The organism is Amycolatopsis roodepoortensis, from assembly GCF_024628825.1.
GTDB classification, from domain to species: Bacteria; Actinomycetota; Actinomycetes; order Mycobacteriales; family Pseudonocardiaceae; genus Amycolatopsis; species Amycolatopsis roodepoortensis.
In genome coordinates this window covers 5,169,963-5,186,457 of record NZ_CP102415.1, presented here as the reverse complement: position 1 = coordinate 5,186,457, position 16,495 = coordinate 5,169,963, and the positions used below count along the sequence as shown (strand labels likewise).

Here is a 16,495-nt window from a genome sequence, read left to right as displayed (position 1 = left end):
GAGGGCTCTTCGTCACGAAACCGTTTAGAACGCGGCCTCGGGGATGTCCATGAGGCTGTTGTCCGCGGCCTCGACGATCGCGCGGCGCGACGTCAGCTCCGGCAGCACGTTCTTCGCGAAGAACGACGCCACCGCGAGCTTGCCCTCGTAGAACGGGACGTCCTTCGCGGACGCGCCCGAGTCGAGCTTGCCGATGGCGACCTCGGCGTGCTTGATGAGCTGCCAGCCGATGAGCAGGTCGCCGACCGACATCAGCAGGCGGACCGTGTGCTGGCCGACCTTGTTGATGTTCTGCGGGTCCTCCTGCGACGAGGTCAGGTAGCCGATCAGCGAGCCGAGCATGCCCTGGGTGTCTTCCAGCGCCTGCTTGAGCAGGGCACGCTCGTTCTTGAGCCGCCCGTTGCCGATCTCCGACTCGATGGTCTTCGTGATCTCCCCGGCGACGTAGGCCAGCGAAGCGCCCTTGTCGCGCACGATCTTGCGGAAGAAGAAGTCCAGCGACTGGATGGCCGTGGTGCCTTCGTACAGCGAGTCGATCTTCGCGTCACGGATGTACTGCTCGATCGGGTAGTCCTGCAGGAAGCCCGACCCGCCGAGGGTCTGCAGCGACTGCACGAGCTGCTCGGTCGCGCGCTCGGAGCCGACGCCCTTGACGATCGGCAGCAGCAGGTCGTTGACGCCGTGCGCGATCTTCTGCGAAGCCTCGTCGCCCTCGCCGGTCCACACCTGGTCCTGGAAGGTCGCCGTGTACAGGTACACCGCGCGCAGGCCCTCGGCGTACGCCTTCTGCAGCATCAGCGAGCGGCGGACGTCCGGGTGGTGGGTGATGGTGACGCGCGGCGCCGCCTTGTTCAGCATGTTCGGCAGGTCGGCGCCCTGGACGCGCTCCTTGGCGTACTCGAGCGCGTTGAGGTAACCGGTCGAAAGCGTCGCGATGGCCTTCGTGCCGACCATCATGCGGGCGTACTCGATGACCTGGAACATCTGCGCGATGCCGTCGTGCACCTCGCCGAGCAGCCAGCCCTTGGCGGGCGTGCCGTGCTGGCCGAAGGTCAGCTCGCAGGTGGTGGAGGCCTTGATGCCCATCTTGTGCTCGACGTTGGTGACGAAGGCGCCGTTGCGCTCGCCCAGCTCACCGGTCTCGCCGTCGAAGTGGAACTTCGGCACGAGGAAGAGCGAAAGGCCCTTCGTGCCGGGCTTGGTCTCGATGCCGGGGCCCTCGGGACGCGCCAGCACCAGGTGCATGATGTTCTCGACCATGTCGTTCTCGGCCGAGGTGATGAACCGCTTCACGCCGTCGATGTGCCAGGAGCCGTCCTCCTGCTTGACGGCCTTGGCGCGGCCGGCGCCGACGTCGGAACCGGCGTCGGGCTCGGTGAGCACCATGGTGGCGCCCCAGCCGCGGTCGATCATGATCTGCGCCCAGCGCTTCTGCTCGTCGGTGCCGTTCTTGTCGACGATGCCGGCGAAGTTCGGGCCCGCCATGTACATGAACAGCGGCGCGTTGGCACCGAGGATCAGCTCGGCCGCGGCCCACTGCACGGTCGGGGGCAGGCCGAAGCCGCCGAGCTCGTTCGGCAGGCCCAGCCGCCACCATTCGCCGTCCATCAGCGCCTGGTAGCTCTTCTTGAACGACTCGGGGATCTTCACCGAGAAGGTCTTCGGGTCGTACACCGGCGGGTTGCGGTCCGCGTCGGCGTACGAGTCGGCGAGGGGACCGGAAGCGAGCTTGTTCAGCTCGGTCAGCACGCCGCGGGCGGTCTCCTCGTCGGATTCCGCGAGGACGCCCTTGCCGAGGCGGTCCTGCACGCCGAGTACCTCGAAGAGGTTGAACTCCAGGTCTCGGACGTTGCTCTTGTAGTGGCCCATTTCGTCACTCCAATGTGTTCGGCTCCCCGGCCGGGCACACGTCCCCTACTCGCCGGTAACTTCAGGATATTACCTGTGGGTAACCGGCGGCAAGTGAATGGCCACTGTTGTGATGTGTAAATCAGCAATACGGGGGTCTCGGCGCGGTTCAGCGGGATGACGGCGCGATCGAAGCGGCCGCCGGCGTCTCGGCGGGGGTGTGCCCGTCGTCGGGGTTCGCGACCAGGATGCCGGAGCGGAACGCGATCGTCACCGCGTGTGTCCGGTCGCGGGCGGAAAGCTTGCGCAAGATGCTCTTGACGTGGGTCCGCACCGTTTCCACGGACAGGAACAGGATCTTCGCGATCCCGGAGTTCTCCAGTCCCTCCGCCACCAGCTGCAGGACCTGGTACTCGCGGCGGGACAGCGGCATCAGGCCGCGCGCGGTCGCCGGTTTGGGGGCGTCGCCCGGCTTGGGGAGCACGGGCTGGCGTTTCGGCCGCGCGGTCAGCGCCGCCAGCGTCGGGTCGATGTAGCGGCGGTCGCTGTGCGCGCGCCGGATCGCCTCGGCGAGGTGCCGCCCGTCGGTCGCCCGCGGCACGATCGCGTGCACGCCCGCCGCGATCGCCGCGGCGAGGTACTGCTGGGTGCGGTTGGTGTCCCGGATCATCGTGATGATGACCAGCGCCGGGTCTCCGCCGCTGAGCAGACGGGACAGATGGCAGTTCGGGTCGAGCGCCGAATCCAGCACGATGACGTCCGGTTTGAGCTGTTCGCACAGCTGGAGCGCCGCGTGATGGCTCGCCGCGTGCCCGAGCCACTGCAGGCCCGGTGTGCGGTGGACCAGTGAGCTCAGGCCCTCGCAGAAGATCGGGATCGGATCGACGGCGGCCACGCCGAGTCCGCGGCCGCCTGGCGACAGTCCACCAGGCCTGCCGGCCTGCGTTCGGTTCGGCTCGATGCTTCGCATCACGGACCCCTCCGTTTTCCTGCCCGCCATCTCCGGACGAGAGGACTCGCGAGTCCATTCGGTGACCACCGCCCCCCGGCGTGGTCACCCTCGTCAACCGGTCCCCCCTGCGGGACCGGACAGAGATGACACCTCGTAACTATTACGAGTCAGTAGGCCGGAGCACGTGACGCGATATCCCCCTCATAGATGTATCGCCCCGTCGCGGCAAACTCTGCGTATCGGCTGGTTGTGGATCTCTGGCTCGAATGAGCGCGCCGAGGGCGGAAGTTGACACGTTCACTACTCAGAGTGGACTTCGGCGCGAAGGCGGCCGAATTCGTCTCCGAGCGCCGCGGGGGTCCAATGTGCGTTCAGCCCGCTGGGATTGGGCAGGACCCAGACCCGTGCCCCGCCGATCTCGCCCTCCTGCGGGCCGACCTTCGCCTTCGGCAGGCCGAACGCCGTCCGGAAGGCCGTGATCCCGACCACGGCGAGCCAGCGTGGCCGGTATTCGGCGACCCTCGCCGTGAGGAGGCGCCCGCCTTCGCGGAATTCGTCCGCGGTCAGCTCGTCGGCCCGTGCCGTCGTCCGCGCGACGACGTTCGTGATGCCGAGGCCCAGGCCGAGCAGTTCGTGCTGTTCGCTGGGATCGAGCAGGCGCGGGGTGAAGCCGCCGCGGTGCAGCGCGGGCCAGAACCGGTTCCCCGGCCTGGCGAAGTGCAGGCCGAGCGCGCCCGAATAGAGACCAGGGTTGATCCCGCAGAACAGCACGTCCAGATCGGGCGCGATGACGTCGTCGATGGTCTTGCCGTAGGCGGCGGCCAGCTCTTCCTTGCTCGGTTTCGTCCTCACCCCGCCAGTTTCCGGCACGCTGGCGGGTATGGATGAGGGGGCGTTCACGGCCGACGGCTGCCCGGTCGAGGTGTACCGGCTGCTGCCGCCCGGCGACGAGCCCGGGATCGTGCACGCGGCGATCCCGGAAGGCGCCTCGATCCTGGAGCTCGGCAGCGGCGTCGGGCGGATCACGCACGCGCTGCTGGATCTGGGGCATCCGGTGGTCGCGGTGGACGACTCGCCGGAGATGCTCGCCGACGTCCGCGCGGACAAGGTGTGTTCGAAGATCGAGGAACTGCGGCTCGACCGGGTCTTCGACGCGGTACTGCTGGGCAGTCACCTGGTCAACACCGCCTCCGCGGTCGATCGCGAGGCTTTCCTGTCCACCGCTCGAGCCCATGTCGCGCCCGGTGGCCGGGTGCTCGTCGAATGGCATCCGCCGGAGTGGTTCGAGTCGGTGCGCGATGGCCAGGGCGGCACGCTCGGCCGGGTCGGCGTCCGGCTCGACCAGGTCGTCCGCGACGGCGACCTGCTGTCGGCCGTCGTGCGGTACTCGGCGGCGGACCGGTCCTGGAGCCAGCCCTTCACCTGCCGACAGCTGGACGCCGAGGCGCTGAACGGCGCCCTGACCAGGGCGGGTCTGGTCTTCGAGCGCTGGTGCGCCGACGACCGCACCTGGTTCTCGGCGACCCCCGCGTGACCTGGGACACCCACTTTCGTCTCAAGGGGTGGTCAACTCACCACGATGTGCGTACTGTTTGTGATCTCGCACACAAGGTCGTATCGAGGAGGCGTTTTGCAGCTCTCGCTCATCCTCGGCCTGGTCGCGTTGATCTTCGTGGTGGCCACCGTGCTGGTGATCGCGGAAGACCGGCGGGCCGCGCGGCGCGCGGCCCAGCGACGACAGGCGAGGCTAGCGGACCTCGGCGAGGTCGATCCGCTCGCCACGCGGCGGCTGCATCTCGACCGTTGAGGGAGCGGGCTTCCGCACGAGGCTGAGCAGCAGCGCCCCGGCGATCCAGCCGAGCATCGCGCCGCCGGTGTTGTTGAGCAGGTCGTCGACGTCGAAGATCCGGTAGACGTAGGGCGCGGTGCCGAAGTTCGCGGTCAGCTGCGTGACCTCGATCAGCAGCGACGCGGCGAGCCCGATCAGTGTCGTGCCGATGAGGCCGCGCTTCCACAGTGTCCTGGCGAAGAAGCCGAGCGGGACGAACAGCAGCACGTTCATGGTGGCCTGCTGGAAGGTCTGGGTGGTGAACCAGTCGGCCATCGGCAGCCCGTGCTTGAGCAGTTCGGTGTGGATGTCGGCGACCCACTGGAACGGGTTCAGCTGCACGGTCTGGCTCAGCCGTTTGACACCGGGGCCGGGCAGCGGCAGGAACGTCACCGCCAGGGCCATGGTGGCGTAGAGCAGCACGGCGGCCGTGGTCAGGACGGGACGAAGCCGCACCCGGCCGTGCCGTGCGTGCAGGACGATCAGCTGCGGGATCAGCACCGTCGCCCAGAGCGCGAAGAAGGCGATCAAGCCGTACTGCAGGGCGGTGACCTGTGCGTTCGTCATGGTCACGACGTTATGGATCAGGCGGGTGCGGCCACTTCGGTCGAAGGGCCGCCGCCGGCGGGGCCGGATCGGCCGAGTGGCCGACCCCGATCTTGGCCGATCGGCGATATTCGTTCCCTGCTCCGCCGGTGGACGTGGGATTCTGCCCGGATGGTGCTCGTGCGACGGCTCATCCCCGCGGACCTCGACGTCTTCCGTGAGATCCGCCTTCGTGCCCTGACGGACACGCCCGAGAACTACGGCTCGATCGCCGCGGCCGAACGCGCGCAGTCCGACGAGGAGTGGCTCGCGAAGCTGGCCGGGGACGCCTGGTTCGCCGCCTTCGACGACGGGCGTCCGGTGGGTCTCGTCGCCGGACGGGCGCGGGACGACGGTTGGATCCTTTACTCGATGTGGGTCGCGCCCGAAGCCCGCCGCCGGGGATTGGGCACCAGGCTGATGGATGAAGTGCGGTCCGCCGCCGAGGAAGACGGCGCGCGCGAGGTGTGGCTGCACGTCGCGGAGGACAACGATCACGCGCGGCGCCTGTATTTGAAACTCGGCTTCATCGCGACGGGGGAACTGGAGCCGATGCCGAACGACGTCACCCGGCGGCGTGAGCGTCTCTATCTGCCTGTCGCCATGTGACGTTTGCCTATCGTCATGCTTTCTCCCCTGGTGAAGGTCAAATCCGCAAGGCAGACTCCTCCGCCGTGCGAATCGGAGGAAGCATGAAACTCTCTACCCGGCTGGCCGTGGTCGCCGGTGCCGCGCTGACCGCGCTGGCCGCCGTCGCCGCGCCCGCGTCCGCCACGTCGGCGACCACCGACGTCCGGCTGATCACCTTCAACGACCTGCACGGCAACCTCGAACCGCCGTCCGGTTCGAGCGGCCGTGTCACGCTCCCCGACGGCAAAACCGTCAATGCGGGCGGTGCCGCCTACCTCGCGACGCACCTGAAGAAGCTTCGCGGCGAAGTGCGTAACTCTGTCGTCCTGTCGGCAGGTGACAGCATCGGCGCGTCGCCGGTGATCTCGGCGCTGTTCCACGACGAGCCGACCGTCGAACTGCTGAACCGGCTCGGGGTCGAGGCTTCCGTGGTGGGCAACCACGAATTCGACGAAGGACTCAAGGAACTCCGCCGGATGCAGCACGGCGGCTGCCATCCGACCGACGGCTGCCAGTTCCGCGAGTCCTTCAAGGGCGCGAACTTCCCCTTCCTCGGGTCCAATGTGTACTACGAGAACGGCTTCCCGGCGCTGCTGCCGTTCAGCATCGAGTTCTCCGGCGGCGTCCCGATCGGCGTCATCGGCGCGACGCTGAAGGATCTGCCGCAGGTCGTCACCCCGGAGGCGATCAAGGGCCTGAAGTTCGGCGAAGAGGTCCAGGCGATCGACCGCACCGCCAAGCTGCTCGACCTGTTCGGGGTCAAGGCGCAGGTCGTACTGCTGCACCAGGGCGACAACTCCGAGACCGCCGGTCCCGACGAATGCAAGGTCAAACCGGGCGCGGCGACCGCTATCGCGCAGAAGGTGACGTCCACAGTGGACGCCATCTTCACCGGGCACAGCCACCAGCAGTACAACTGCGTCATCAACGACCCCGACGGCAAACCGCGCCCGGTGATCCAGGGTGCGTCGTTCGGTCGTCTGCTGTCGGTCGTCGACCTGAAGATCGACCGCCGCACGCTCGATGTCGTCCGTGGCGACACCAAGGCGCACAACCAGATCGTCACCCGCGACGTCACGCCGGACGCCGACGTGCTGAAGCTGATCGATGAGGCGAAGACCAAGGCCGCGCCGATCGCGAACAAGGCCGTCGGCACCATCACCGCGGATCTGACCGCCAAGGGGGCCCCCTCCGGGGAATCGCCGCTCGGTGACGTCATCGCGGACGCCCAGCTCGAAGCCACGAAGTCGAACGGCGCGCAGATCGCCATGACGAACCCGGGCGGTATCCGCACGGACTTCACCTACGCGTCGTCGCCCGCCGGCGAGGGCGACGGTGTCGTGACCTACGGCGAGGCGTTCGCCGTGCAGCCGTTCGCGAACATCATGCAGACGATCACGCTCACCGGGGCGGATCTGAAGAACGTGCTCGAACAGCAGTGGCAGGCCAACGGGGTCGTGCGGATCCTGCAGATCTCGAAGTCGCTGAAGTACTCGTACTCGGCGTCGGCGGCGCAGGGAGCACGCGTCTCGAACCTGACGCTCGACGGCACGCCGATCGACCCGGCGGCGTCGTACCGCGTTTCGGTGAACAACTTCCTCGCCGCCGGCGGGGACGGCTTCACCGAGTTCACGAAGGGGACCAATCTGTCGGGTGGTCCGGTGGACCTGGACGCGCTGATCGCGTACTTCGGGGCGCACCCGGGCATCGCGCCGCCGCCCGCGGACCGGATCACCGCTCTTCCGTAGCCCTCACGAGTGTCATAAAAGGGTCGTTCCTGACGTTTTTCGTCCTGAACGACCCTTTCCTGACATCTGCGGGGTGGTTTTGTCAGTGACCCAGGGCACAATGGCCGCCATGACGACCTGGGAAGAAGTCGTGGAACTGGCGGGCAGGCTGCCCGAGGTCGAGGAGTCCACTTCGTACCGCACGCCGTCGCTCAAGGTCGCGGGCAAGAGCTTCGCCCGGCTGCGCACCGAGGCCGAGGGCGGGCTGATGCTGCTGTGCGAGCACGCGGAGAAGGAGGCGCTGCTGGCCTCCGGCGACCCCGCGTACTTCACCACGCCGCATTACGACGGCTACGGCGCGATCCTCGTCGACCTGGACAAGGTCGAGAAGACGCAGCTGCGCGAACTCATCGAGGAGGCCTGGCGGATGAAGGCACCCGCCAGGCTCACGAAAGGACTGAACGACTAGCGGAGTTCCCCTTCGATGAGGCTCATCAGGTACTCGTCGTGCCACTGGCCGTCCCGGCCGCGGAACGACTGCCGGTGCCTGCCGTCCACCTGGAACCCGAGCTTCTTGTAGACGTGGATCGCGGCCTCGTTGCCGACCACGACCCACAGCGCGATCATGTGCAGCCGCATCACGTCGAAGCCGTAGCGGCAGAGCGTGCGCATGGCGTCGGTGCCGTAGCCGCCGCCCCAGTGGTCCTTCTCGCCGAGGTAGATGTCGAGTTCCGCGCGGCCGCTCTCCGGCGTGGCGTCACGCAGGGTGCAGGTGCCGATCAGCGTGCCGACGGCGAGGCTCTCGATCGCGAAGTCCACCTGGCTGAAGCTGTTCGGCTTCCGGTTGGCAAAGCGTTCGCGGATCTGCGCGAGGGATTCCGGGTGGTCGGCGACCAGCCAGCGGGTGACCTCCGGGTCGTTGTGCCAGCGCCACAGCGTGTCCGCGTCCTCGGGTTCCAGCGGGCGCAAACGGATCAGTTCACCGGTCAGCATCGTCCATCCCAAGATCGGTATCGGACTTTCCAGACTATTGGGCGACCCCCGCGAGCAGCCACCGCTTAACGGGCACTTCCAGCAGCACCCTGGCGCCGAACGGCTCGATCTCCACGCCGGCCGCCCAGCCGTCGTACTTCGCCGACAGGGCCGCGAGAACGTCTTCGCGCAGGGTTCCGCGATGGACGCGTGCGGAGCCTTCGGCGACAGCGGGCGCGTCGCCGTCTTCCAGCGCGATGCTGACACGCGGATCGTTGCCGATGTTGCGCACCTTCACGTTCCGCTCGCCGCTGCCGATCCAGAAGACGTCGTCGAGGTAGACGAACCACACCGGCGTGACGTGCGGCGATCCGTCCACTCGGAGCGTGCACAACCAGGCGTTGCGCTCCCGCGCTAGACGTTCGATAAGCGATTGATCACGTTTCACCTGGTCAGCCTGCCCGAAAGCTAGGGTGCCGGGCGTATGAAGGTCCACCAGTACTGCTACTTCGCCTTGAAGAGCGAAACCGTGTCCGCCGGGGAGATCACCGCGCGGCTCGGCATGGAGCCCGACGAGGTCCTGGTACTGGGTTCGCGGTCCGCCGAGCACCGGTTGCCGCGGATGCACGCCTGGAAGGTGACGCACCGCGGTTCGGAGCCGGTCGACGACCAGATCGAGAGCGTGATCGGCAGGCTCGCCCCGGTCCGCCCCGAAATCCGGAAGCTGGTGGACGAAGGGGCCAGCGCGGTGCTGCAAGTGGTCCGCTACTTCCATCACCGTGACGGCGGCGAGGAGTTCGGCTGGCACCTCTCGCCCGCCGTGCTCGCATTCCTCACCGAAGCCGCCGCCGCGCTCGACGTCGACGAGTACGACCTCAGCGAATGAGCTTCCGCCGGTCGTGGTGGGATGGTGCCCTGCAGCCGGACAACCCCGTTGGGAGCCCAGCATGTCGAGCGAGAACTGGCCGTTGAGTCAGGATCCCGAGTCGCCGGTGATCATCTCCCGGTCGCTGGTGGAGGATCCGTCGAACCTCGCGTTCGTCGTACTGGACGACGACGGTGACTGGTTCATCAGCGACGGCAACGAGTTCTCCGAGGACATGGAGATGAACAAGGACGCGTTCGGCGCGCTGCCGCTGCGGGAAGCGGTGGAGCTCATCCCCGAACTCGCCGCGCTCGCCGGCCTCCCCACCGGCATGGCCGCCGACTGGGACCCGGAGCGGCGCTCGTGGCTGCTGAGTTCGGTCGCCGATTCGGACGACGACGAGGAAGACCTCCTGGTACGCGCCGCCCGCCTCGCCGCGTGGACGCATCCGGGGTCGCCGCTGGAAGAAGTCCAGGTGAGCACCGAACTCGCCGAGATCTCCACCGACCCGGCCGCCCCGGCCCGCGCCGTGCGCCAGGTCGTCCGCGAGGCCGACGGCAGCTGGCTGCTCGTCGGCTTCCAGGTGCCGGAGAACGAGGATTTCGAGGTCGAAGCCCTCGAAATGGAGCACGCCGTCACGCTGTACCCGGACGTCGCCCTGGTGCTGAGCGCCGCGCCCGGCCAGGTGTACGACCGGCCGAGCGCCGACGCGCCTTGGGAACTCGTCGAAGGCTGACTCAGCCCAGGTCGCAGTACATGACGTGCAACCCGATGCGTCCCAGCGTCGGGTGCTCGAACGCGCCCGGCACCGTCCCGACGATCTCGAACCCGAGCCGTTCGTAGATCCGGATCCCGGCCACGTTCGATTCCGCGACCGCGTTGAACTGCATCCCCGCGAATCCCTGTCCCCTGGCCCACTCCAGGGCGTTCGCGCACAACGCGCTCCCGACCCCCTTGCCGCGCAAGTCCTTGTCCACCATGAAACTGGCCGTCGCCACATGCGACCCGGGCCCGCCGCGGTTCGGCCCCATCTTGGCCGTTCCGAGCACGCGGCCGTCCTCGACCGCGACCACCGTCCGGCCCGGCGGCTTCTCGACCCACGTCCGGCGGGCGTCGTCCTCGGTGAGGTCCGGGTCGTAGGTGTAGGTGTCCGCGGCCTGCACGACTTCGCGCACGATCGGCCAGACCTGCGGCCAGTCGTCTTCGGTGAACTGCCGGATCTCCATACCTGGCACGGTAATCATGCTGGGAAGTCAATAACCGGCGCCGCGGTTATCGGTCTGGATCCGCCAACGTCTCCGGCCGGCGCCGAACATCGGCGGGTTGCGTGGCAGCGGCTAGGGTGGGGCTATGACGACCAGCGGAAGCTCGGATTCGGTTGCGGTTCGCGTGTCTGCTGTGTTGTCGCCGCTCCGGCAGTCGGCCAAGGCGCAGCCGGACGCTGAGTCGCCGCGCCGCTTTCGGACAGCAGGTGTGTTCGACGGCGAGCATGACCTCGGTCGGCGTGCCAAGGAATTGACCCGCCACGAACTCGGGGGCGGATCGAGCAAATCAGCGTGACCCGGCCGAGATCGAGTGGGTGGTAGCCACGGGGAGCCCCACGGCTCGGAAGCCTGAGGCCTATCCGCCTTGGCCGCCGCCGTGCGCCAGGTCGTCGCGATCGATCGATCCCTTCAGAGAAGACGCTCTCTGAATCCAGCCTGGACCAGGCGGTCGTAAGCCTCGGCGACGCGGCTCGGGATTTCTTGCCGAATAGCGAAACCATGCTCGGCGTAGACGGTGATCCGTTGTGTGTCACCGACGAGCATGTTGATCACGCGGTCCACGTCACCGATGCTCTCGACGTAGTCGTCCAGCGGCAACGGCCGGGAAGCGCAGATGACGTCGACCTCAGGCCACAGCTTCTTGCAAGTCGCGTAGGCCCGTCGCTGCTGGTATGGCCGGGAGATGAGAACGACCGACTCGGCCTCGACGTCGCGAGACTTCAGCAGTGCGCGAGCGAGCGTGATGTTCTCCCCGGTGTTCCGCGCCTTGGGCTCGACCAGGATCGCGTCATCCGGGGCGCCCAGTTCCAGCGCGTGTTCGCGATAGTGGACGGCTTCGCCGCGCGGGAAGCGGTCAACCGTGGTCGGGGCGTTGGCCCCGGTGAAGACGACGCGCGGGAACATTCCAGCGTGGAACAGTTCCGCCGCGCAGGTCGCGACGCCGAGGTCGTGGCTGCCGAGTCCGACGCCGACGTCGGCGGGCCGGAGTTCGTGACGCATGTCGTGGTAGTCCCAGAGCGCCTGGACGTCGTCGCGGAGATCGTCCGGCAAGGTCTGGGGCATCAGGACTCCGAAGCAAAGGGAAAAGCCCCAGGTCCTAAGTGGACATCCACTGACCTGGGGCTTCCGCATGAGAGCGGATGACGGGAATCGAACCCGCGTATTCAGCTTGGGAACCAGGGTGATCATGCTGGAAAGTAGCCCTGACCTGCGGATGGGCCTGTCTCGTCGTGCCCGCCGTTGACCTTGGTTGACCGGCCTGAATGGCACGCTAATGGCACGACCTGGGCTCGGCCCGCCGCTCCCCCGTCATCCCGATACGAAGGCAGCACGCGGACGGTGGTGCCGGGTCAAGGCACACTTTCCCGCCTTGACGCGGTGCTACCGGCCGTAGTCATAATTCGGCTTCGGGGTGGCCGTCCTAGCGATCGGGAAGCTTGCGGCTGAGCGTGTCCATGGCGTCGGCGAGGTCGGCTGCTCCCCGGAGGCTGATCGAGTCGTCTTGCATGTACTTCAACTGGTGATACACCGCCAAGAGTCCCTCGGCGGTGGCCAGTTGGAGCAGGTCCGCGCCTCCCCTGCCCTGCTCGAGGGCTTCGCGTGCTGCGACGGCGTGTGCTTCTGCTGCGGAGCGGTCTGAGGTCGGCATGAGGTCGACCCTGCCAGCGGCGGCGCGCTGTGCGGTCTACCGGTCCGGCGAGCCCACCCGGCGGGCGGCGGCCGGAGTGGAGCGGCAGGCCGTCCGTCCCGCGAGCGGGTGGGCCGACGAACGGGAGATGACGTGCGCGCCGCCGCTGGCGGCGCCTTGATCCCATAGAGGCAAGTTCGGCAGTACTCCTAGCCAAAATAAGACATGCCTAATACTGCGGAGGAGTCGAAAGCTGGAGTATGAGATTCTAGGTCCAGAGCTGTTTACGTTCGACGGGAGTACGCCTGATTTAGAGTGAAAACAGGAAATAGTTTCGCCTATTTAGCGATCAAGGAAGCGACAGCTCCACTTGCTGCTCCAAGAAGAGTTGCAAGAGAGAGGACTGCCACTTCGAATTCTTTAGTTCTGCCAGATTCGAGCATTGACGCGGATTCTTTCAACGCGCGTAGCTCTGTGATAAATGAGGTGTCAATCTGGTCTTGCAGCTTGTCTTGGTAGATCAATCTTCCTGGCTGCTCCTTTAGTTCTTTTAACTGCTGAGTGTTTGATCGTTTAGCATTTGCTTCTGCCGCTTCTGCCGTTAGGATATCAAGGATGATCTCTCGGGCCTTGTGAGAGGATCGAAAGAGTCTCCTAAATACCCCTTTAATTCCGCGAGTTTGGTGCATGTCGACAAGTATATCGAGATCGATCGCTATACCCTGGAGTTGATCACTTCTAATCTCGCGATCCCGGACTAGTTCGTAGTACAATGAGAATTCGTCGGAAATAATGCTCTGGGAAATTCTTTTCAATATTTCAAGAGGAATCCCTGCTTCCTGATGGAATGTAAAGGTGCAGATATCAAATCCGCGTGCCTTCTGTATGTTAATTGGGTCGAACTCTTCAGGTTTAGCTCCTGGCATGGTTTTGATTCGAAAGTCGGCATGAAAGGGCGAAGGTCCTACCACTAAAAGCTCGACCGTGCCACCAAGCTTCTGAAGTTCGCTCCTGAGATACTCGCGTACTAGTGCTACGGCGCTCGACGCTAGAGTGCCCGGCGGGGCGTTAACGCATTCTACAAAAGTTACCGGACCATGGAACAGGTATCTGGTATCGACCTGAAATTCTGTGCCAATTTCATATTTTCGTCCAGCGGCCACGCTGTACGGGTTGAATTTCTGTTGAATTCTCTCTGGAATCGATATAGTGAATGATATGGATCCTCTTGTCGGCTGTTCTACTTCTTCTATCTGTCCGATTCCGTTGTCGTCAACTCGCCTCATGCTCCCCATGGAGAAGTTGTTGGCCCTGTCGAGTATCAGTTCCTTAATTGTCCCGATTTGCCCAAGTTCGTCTTCGATTGTTTTAAACCAGCCGTCGGCCCCCTTGAATTGGTCCACTTTGAAGATGAAGCAGCCAACTCCAAAGTTGCAAAGCTCTGACTCTGTCCAAGTAGTCAAAGTTCTCCTTGTGAAATCTCGTTGCATGAAAAGGTGAAATATGCATTCTTGCATCGATCTCAGCGGTTAGATCAAACGTCTATTGTAACCTTTCTGAATCAGGATTTTGTTGACTCTCGCGACGCTAGCTGGAATTTCCTGAGGGATAGCGAATCCACGTTCGGCGTAGACGGTGATGCGCTGGGTGTCGCCGACCAGCATGTTGATGACGCGGTCCACGTCGCCGATGCTCTCGATGTACTCGTCCAACGGGAGTGGCTGCGAAGCGCAAATGACGTCGACCTCTGGCCAGAGCTTCTTGCAGGTCGCGTATGCGCGTCGCTGCTGGTATGGCCGCGAGATGAGGATGACTGACCCGACTTCGATGCCGCGTGACTCCAGCAGCTTCCGGGTGAGCGTGATGTTGTCCCCGGTGTTCCGCGCCTCGGGTTCGACCAGGATGGCGTCACCGGGTACGTCCAGCTCAAGCGCGTGTTCGCGGTAGTGGACTGCCTCGCCGCGAGGGAAGCGTTCGACGGTTGTCGGCGCGTTGGCTCCGGTAAAGACGATGAGCGGGAGCATTCCGGCGTGGATCAGTTCCGCGGTGAAGGTGGCAACGCCGAGGTCGTGGCTGCCGAGTCCGATCCCCACGTCGGCGGGCCGGAGTTCGTGGTGCATGTTGTGGTAGTCCCAGAGCGTTTGGACGTCGGCGCGGAGGTCGTCCGGCAGGGTGGTCGAGCGCTCGGGCATGAGTTCTCCGGGGTCAGTCGGGGATCTTGAAAGTGTAGGTCCAGGAGAAGCGACTTGCGGCGTGTACGCCTCATGCGAATTCGACCACGCGGCCGTCTTCGGTGTACGTGCGGCGTTGCAGGACCATGACAGGTTCGCCTGCGGGGAGTTCGAGCTGTTCGGCCTCGGCGGGCGTCGGCGTCTGCGCGTAGAAGGTCTCGGTCATGGTGTCCGGCTCAAGGCCTTGCAAGGTAAGGACCAGGAACCCGCCACCTCGTCCGGCGGGCCCGGGTGTCGGGTCGACGATGGGGGTGCCTTCAACGTCGGCGGGGCGGTAGTAGCTGGTGAGTACGTGGGTGGGCTTGCCGGCGTCCTTGGTCGTGGCGAAGATGGGCTCAAGGGCCTGCACTTCCATGACCTCCGGCACGCGGGGAACATCTGGGCGTCGAAGGCGGGCACGTCGACCAAAGACCTTATGGCGCGGAAGACGATGACGACGGCCTGAGCGGTCAGCCGGCGCCCGTTGGCTAATGGCCCGTTAATGGCCCAGCCGGAAGATCACCCGGACAAAGCGAAAGCCCCAGGTCCACAGTGGACATTCACTGACCTGGGGCTTTCGCATGAGAGCGGATGACGGGAATCGAACCCGCGTATTCAGCTTGGGAAGCTGATGTTCTACCATTGAACTACATCCGCAGTGCGCCGCCAGCATACATGGTCCGGATCTCCCCTTGCCAAGCCCCACCCCATCCTTGACGTCGCCCCCGAAAGTGACAACACTTGTTGTCGACCTCGGAGGTGATCCGGATGGGCGAGCGGCTGCCTGATCCTGAACTGTTCCGTCAAGGCGGCTTCCGGGTCGCGTCGAGGTTGTTCATCGAGGGCGACATCAGGGGCGACGAGCGCCAGGTGGCCCGGTTGCGGCAGTTCGCGCAGCGCGAGGACCCGGCGGCCGACGTGCTGGTGCCGTTGCTGCGGAAGGGCGCGCAACCCAAGTTCGAACAGGCGCTGCGGCAAGGCATCGACAGCGTCGAGAGTCCGCCGGAGGAGCTCGAAGCCTTCTTCCGCGACGTCGAGGCGACGCCGTACTGGGTCGACCCGGATCGCCTCAACAGCGGAGCGCGGGCGATCACACGCGCCGGGTTGCTCGGCCTCTTCCCGCTCGGCGACGTTTCGCTGATGGGCGGCTATCTCGCATCGCGCGCCACGAAGGCGCTCGTCGGTACCGGTGAGATCGAGTACAAGGCGGCGCGGCGGCTCGTCGAGACGGCGACGTGGTGGATCCATGTCACGACGCCGGGCGCGCTGGTGCCCGGCGGGCGCGGGTACGAGTCCGCGTTGCGGGTGCGGATCGTGCACGCGCACGTCCGCGCGGCCATGAACCGCCGCAAGGACTGGGATTACGCCGCTTGGGACAAGCCGGTCAACCAGGTCCAGACCGCGGGCACGCTCCTGCTCTTCTCGCTCGTCTACGTCTTCGGCACGCAGCTGCTCGGGCTCCGCTACAGCGCCCGCGAGCGCGCCGACATCCTCCACCTTTGGCGTTACGTCGGCTGGCTGATGGGCGTCGACGAGGAACTCCTGCCCGCCGGCGAGGACGACGCCTGGCGTCTGCTGTGGCTGCTCGCCACCACCGAGTTCATCCCGGACGACGATTCCAAACGGCTCGCCGCGGCGCTGATGAAATCCCACGCCGGGATCGGCGAGGGCCGGGGCGCGCTCGGCAAGGTCCTCGCGCACGTGTCGGTCGCCGGGCACGGGGCGATCAGCAGGCTCCTGCTGGGCAAGGCCAACGCCGACTTCCTGGAGCTGCCCGACGATCCGATCGCGCAGGCGGCCGTGGTCGCGGCGGCGGGCGTCAACTTCGCCGCCGAGACGGTCCGGCGGGTGGTGCCCGGCGCGACGGCGCTCCAGGAGCTGCTCGGGGCCGCCGGACGGCGCCACTACCTGCGGCAGGTCACCAAGGTGTTCGGGCTCGACCCGACCTACGGCAGGCACATGAAGGCCGCTTGACTACGCTGATCG

Annotated in this window: 21 protein-coding genes and 1 tRNA gene; 9 read left to right on the top strand and 13 right to left on the bottom strand. The window is 65.8% G+C overall.

Annotated elements, in window-relative coordinates; genetic code table 11:
* Positions 1-24 precede the first annotated feature (24 nt).
* From NQK81_RS24720 to mug, 3 genes are all read right to left on the bottom strand, one after another.
* Positions 25-1,869 carry an acyl-CoA dehydrogenase gene (locus tag NQK81_RS24720; protein WP_126736157.1) on the bottom strand — a complete coding sequence of 615 codons (1,845 nt, stop codon included), beginning with the start codon at positions 1,867-1,869 and terminating at the stop codon, positions 25-27.
* A 148-nt stretch (positions 1,870-2,017) separates the two neighbouring features.
* Positions 2,018-2,818 carry a response regulator transcription factor gene (locus tag NQK81_RS24715; RefSeq protein ID WP_126736156.1) on the bottom strand — a complete coding sequence of 267 codons (801 nt, stop codon included), beginning with the start codon at positions 2,816-2,818 and terminating at the stop codon, positions 2,018-2,020.
* Between the two features lie 282 nt (positions 2,819-3,100).
* Positions 3,101-3,652: a G/U mismatch-specific DNA glycosylase gene (gene mug, locus NQK81_RS24710; protein ID WP_257483440.1), complete on the bottom strand. Its 552-nt coding sequence runs from the start codon at positions 3,650-3,652 to the stop codon at positions 3,101-3,103.
* 28 nt (positions 3,653-3,680) lie between these two features.
* Here mug and NQK81_RS24705 point away from each other — a divergent pair, with 28 nt between their 5' ends.
* Both NQK81_RS24705 and NQK81_RS24700 read left to right on the top strand, forming a co-directional pair.
* A complete protein-coding gene (locus NQK81_RS24705; RefSeq protein WP_257483439.1) occupies positions 3,681-4,334 on the top strand; it encodes a class I SAM-dependent methyltransferase in 654 nt (217 codons plus the stop codon).
* 96 nt (positions 4,335-4,430) lie between these two features.
* Positions 4,431-4,607 (top strand): hypothetical protein, encoded by a 177-nt coding sequence (locus NQK81_RS24700; protein WP_185927304.1) that lies wholly within the window; start codon positions 4,431-4,433, stop codon positions 4,605-4,607.
* Here NQK81_RS24700 and NQK81_RS24695 read toward each other — a convergent pair.
* A complete protein-coding gene (locus NQK81_RS24695) occupies positions 4,548-5,195 on the bottom strand; it encodes a VanZ family protein (RefSeq protein WP_257483437.1) in 648 nt (215 codons plus the stop codon). The genes NQK81_RS24700 and NQK81_RS24695 overlap by 60 nt on opposite strands.
* A gap of 150 nt (positions 5,196-5,345) precedes the next feature.
* Between NQK81_RS24695 and NQK81_RS24690 the strand changes: the two genes are divergently transcribed.
* From NQK81_RS24690 to NQK81_RS24680, 3 genes are all read left to right on the top strand, one after another.
* A complete protein-coding gene (locus NQK81_RS24690; protein WP_126736152.1) occupies positions 5,346-5,822 on the top strand; it encodes a GNAT family N-acetyltransferase in 477 nt (158 codons plus the stop codon).
* 83 nt (positions 5,823-5,905) lie between these two features.
* Positions 5,906-7,591: a bifunctional metallophosphatase/5'-nucleotidase gene (locus NQK81_RS24685; RefSeq protein WP_257483435.1), complete on the top strand. Its 1,686-nt coding sequence runs from the start codon at positions 5,906-5,908 to the stop codon at positions 7,589-7,591.
* Between the two features lie 109 nt (positions 7,592-7,700).
* Positions 7,701-8,039 (top strand): MmcQ/YjbR family DNA-binding protein, encoded by a 339-nt coding sequence (locus NQK81_RS24680; RefSeq protein WP_126736150.1) that lies wholly within the window; start codon positions 7,701-7,703, stop codon positions 8,037-8,039.
* Here the strand turns inward: NQK81_RS24680 and NQK81_RS24675 are convergent.
* Together NQK81_RS24675 and NQK81_RS24670 are read right to left on the bottom strand one after the other, a co-directional pair.
* Positions 8,036-8,563, bottom strand: coding sequence for a GNAT family N-acetyltransferase (locus NQK81_RS24675; RefSeq protein WP_257483434.1), 528 nt, complete (start codon positions 8,561-8,563; stop codon positions 8,036-8,038). The two genes, NQK81_RS24680 and NQK81_RS24675, sit on opposite strands and share 4 nt — an antisense overlap.
* A gap of 34 nt (positions 8,564-8,597) precedes the next feature.
* Positions 8,598-8,990: a pyridoxamine 5'-phosphate oxidase family protein gene (locus tag NQK81_RS24670; RefSeq protein ID WP_126736148.1), complete on the bottom strand. Its 393-nt coding sequence runs from the start codon at positions 8,988-8,990 to the stop codon at positions 8,598-8,600.
* 36 nt (positions 8,991-9,026) lie between these two features.
* On the opposite strand from NQK81_RS24670, the gene NQK81_RS24665 reads away from it, so the two are divergent.
* On the top strand, positions 9,027-9,428 hold the full coding sequence (locus NQK81_RS24665) for a DUF4279 domain-containing protein (RefSeq protein WP_192747167.1): 402 nt from the start codon (positions 9,027-9,029) through the stop codon (positions 9,426-9,428).
* 61 nt (positions 9,429-9,489) lie between these two features.
* Positions 9,490-10,143: a hypothetical protein gene (locus tag NQK81_RS24660; protein WP_126736146.1), complete on the top strand. Its 654-nt coding sequence runs from the start codon at positions 9,490-9,492 to the stop codon at positions 10,141-10,143.
* 1 nt (position 10,144) lies between these two features.
* Here NQK81_RS24660 and NQK81_RS24655 read toward each other — a convergent pair whose 3' ends face one another.
* The 3 genes from NQK81_RS24655 to NQK81_RS24645 all read right to left on the bottom strand — a co-directional run bounded on the left by NQK81_RS24655 (position 10,145) and on the right by NQK81_RS24645 (position 12,320).
* On the bottom strand, positions 10,145-10,633 hold the full coding sequence (locus tag NQK81_RS24655) for a GNAT family N-acetyltransferase (protein WP_257483433.1): 489 nt from the start codon (positions 10,631-10,633) through the stop codon (positions 10,145-10,147).
* Positions 10,634-11,080: 447 nt separating this feature from the next.
* The gene (locus NQK81_RS24650) at positions 11,081-11,734 is read right to left on the bottom strand and encodes a YdcF family protein (RefSeq protein ID WP_257483432.1); all 654 of its coding nucleotides are present in this window, start codon (positions 11,732-11,734) and stop codon (positions 11,081-11,083) included.
* Positions 11,735-12,092: 358 nt separating this feature from the next.
* Positions 12,093-12,320 carry a hypothetical protein gene (locus tag NQK81_RS24645; protein WP_257483431.1) on the bottom strand — a complete coding sequence of 76 codons (228 nt, stop codon included), beginning with the start codon at positions 12,318-12,320 and terminating at the stop codon, positions 12,093-12,095.
* Here NQK81_RS24645 and NQK81_RS24640 point away from each other — a divergent pair.
* A complete protein-coding gene (locus NQK81_RS24640; protein WP_257483430.1) occupies positions 12,319-12,480 on the top strand; it encodes a hypothetical protein in 162 nt (53 codons plus the stop codon). The genes NQK81_RS24645 and NQK81_RS24640 overlap by 2 nt on opposite strands.
* Positions 12,481-12,637: 157 nt before the next feature.
* On the opposite strand, the gene NQK81_RS24635 is transcribed toward NQK81_RS24640, so the two are convergent.
* The 4 genes from NQK81_RS24635 to NQK81_RS24620 all read right to left on the bottom strand — a co-directional run bounded on the left by NQK81_RS24635 (position 12,638) and on the right by NQK81_RS24620 (position 15,166).
* Positions 12,638-13,702, bottom strand: coding sequence for a hypothetical protein (locus NQK81_RS24635; protein ID WP_257483429.1), 1,065 nt, complete (start codon positions 13,700-13,702; stop codon positions 12,638-12,640).
* Between the two features lie 126 nt (positions 13,703-13,828).
* Complete coding sequence (locus NQK81_RS24630; RefSeq protein ID WP_257483428.1) at positions 13,829-14,491, bottom strand: YdcF family protein; 663 nt, start codon at positions 14,489-14,491, stop codon at positions 13,829-13,831.
* Positions 14,492-14,561: 70 nt separating this feature from the next.
* Positions 14,562-14,897, bottom strand: coding sequence for a UTRA domain-containing protein (locus NQK81_RS24625; RefSeq protein WP_257483427.1), 336 nt, complete (start codon positions 14,895-14,897; stop codon positions 14,562-14,564).
* A gap of 198 nt (positions 14,898-15,095) precedes the next feature.
* A tRNA-Gly gene (locus NQK81_RS24620) sits at positions 15,096-15,166 on the bottom strand.
* A gap of 111 nt (positions 15,167-15,277) precedes the next feature.
* Here NQK81_RS24620 and NQK81_RS24615 point away from each other — a divergent pair.
* Entirely contained in the window at positions 15,278-16,483 is a 1,206-nt protein-coding gene (locus NQK81_RS24615) for an oxygenase MpaB family protein (RefSeq protein ID WP_126736135.1), read from the top strand.
* The last annotated feature ends 12 nt before the right edge of the window (positions 16,484-16,495 follow it).

Bases quoted from the DNA above. Each gene is read 5' to 3' on its own strand.
- NQK81_RS24720 (WP_126736157.1), bottom strand. From the start codon at position 1,869: ATGGGCCACTACAAGAGCAACGTCCGAGACCTGGAGTTCAACCTCTTC.
- NQK81_RS24715 (WP_126736156.1), bottom strand. From the start codon at position 2,818: ATGCGAAGCATCGAGCCGAACCGAACGCAGGCCGGCAGGCCTGGTGGA.
- NQK81_RS24705 (WP_257483439.1), top strand. From the start codon at position 3,681: ATGGATGAGGGGGCGTTCACGGCCGACGGCTGCCCGGTCGAGGTGTAC.
- NQK81_RS24695 (WP_257483437.1), bottom strand. From the start codon at position 5,195: ATGACGAACGCACAGGTCACCGCCCTGCAGTACGGCTTGATCGCCTTC.
- NQK81_RS24690 (WP_126736152.1), top strand. From the start codon at position 5,346: ATGGTGCTCGTGCGACGGCTCATCCCCGCGGACCTCGACGTCTTCCGT.
- NQK81_RS24685 (WP_257483435.1), top strand. From the start codon at position 5,906: ATGAAACTCTCTACCCGGCTGGCCGTGGTCGCCGGTGCCGCGCTGACC.
- NQK81_RS24680 (WP_126736150.1), top strand. From the start codon at position 7,701: ATGACGACCTGGGAAGAAGTCGTGGAACTGGCGGGCAGGCTGCCCGAG.
- NQK81_RS24675 (WP_257483434.1), bottom strand. From the start codon at position 8,563: ATGCTGACCGGTGAACTGATCCGTTTGCGCCCGCTGGAACCCGAGGAC.
- NQK81_RS24665 (WP_192747167.1), top strand. From the start codon at position 9,027: ATGAAGGTCCACCAGTACTGCTACTTCGCCTTGAAGAGCGAAACCGTG.
- NQK81_RS24660 (WP_126736146.1), top strand. From the start codon at position 9,490: ATGTCGAGCGAGAACTGGCCGTTGAGTCAGGATCCCGAGTCGCCGGTG.
- NQK81_RS24655 (WP_257483433.1), bottom strand. From the start codon at position 10,633: ATGGAGATCCGGCAGTTCACCGAAGACGACTGGCCGCAGGTCTGGCCG.
- NQK81_RS24650 (WP_257483432.1), bottom strand. From the start codon at position 11,734: ATGCCCCAGACCTTGCCGGACGATCTCCGCGACGACGTCCAGGCGCTC.
- NQK81_RS24640 (WP_257483430.1), top strand. From the start codon at position 12,319: ATGAGGTCGACCCTGCCAGCGGCGGCGCGCTGTGCGGTCTACCGGTCC.
- NQK81_RS24645 (WP_257483431.1), bottom strand. From the start codon at position 12,320: ATGCCGACCTCAGACCGCTCCGCAGCAGAAGCACACGCCGTCGCAGCA.
- NQK81_RS24630 (WP_257483428.1), bottom strand. From the start codon at position 14,491: ATGCCCGAGCGCTCGACCACCCTGCCGGACGACCTCCGCGCCGACGTC.
- NQK81_RS24615 (WP_126736135.1), top strand. From the start codon at position 15,278: ATGGGCGAGCGGCTGCCTGATCCTGAACTGTTCCGTCAAGGCGGCTTC.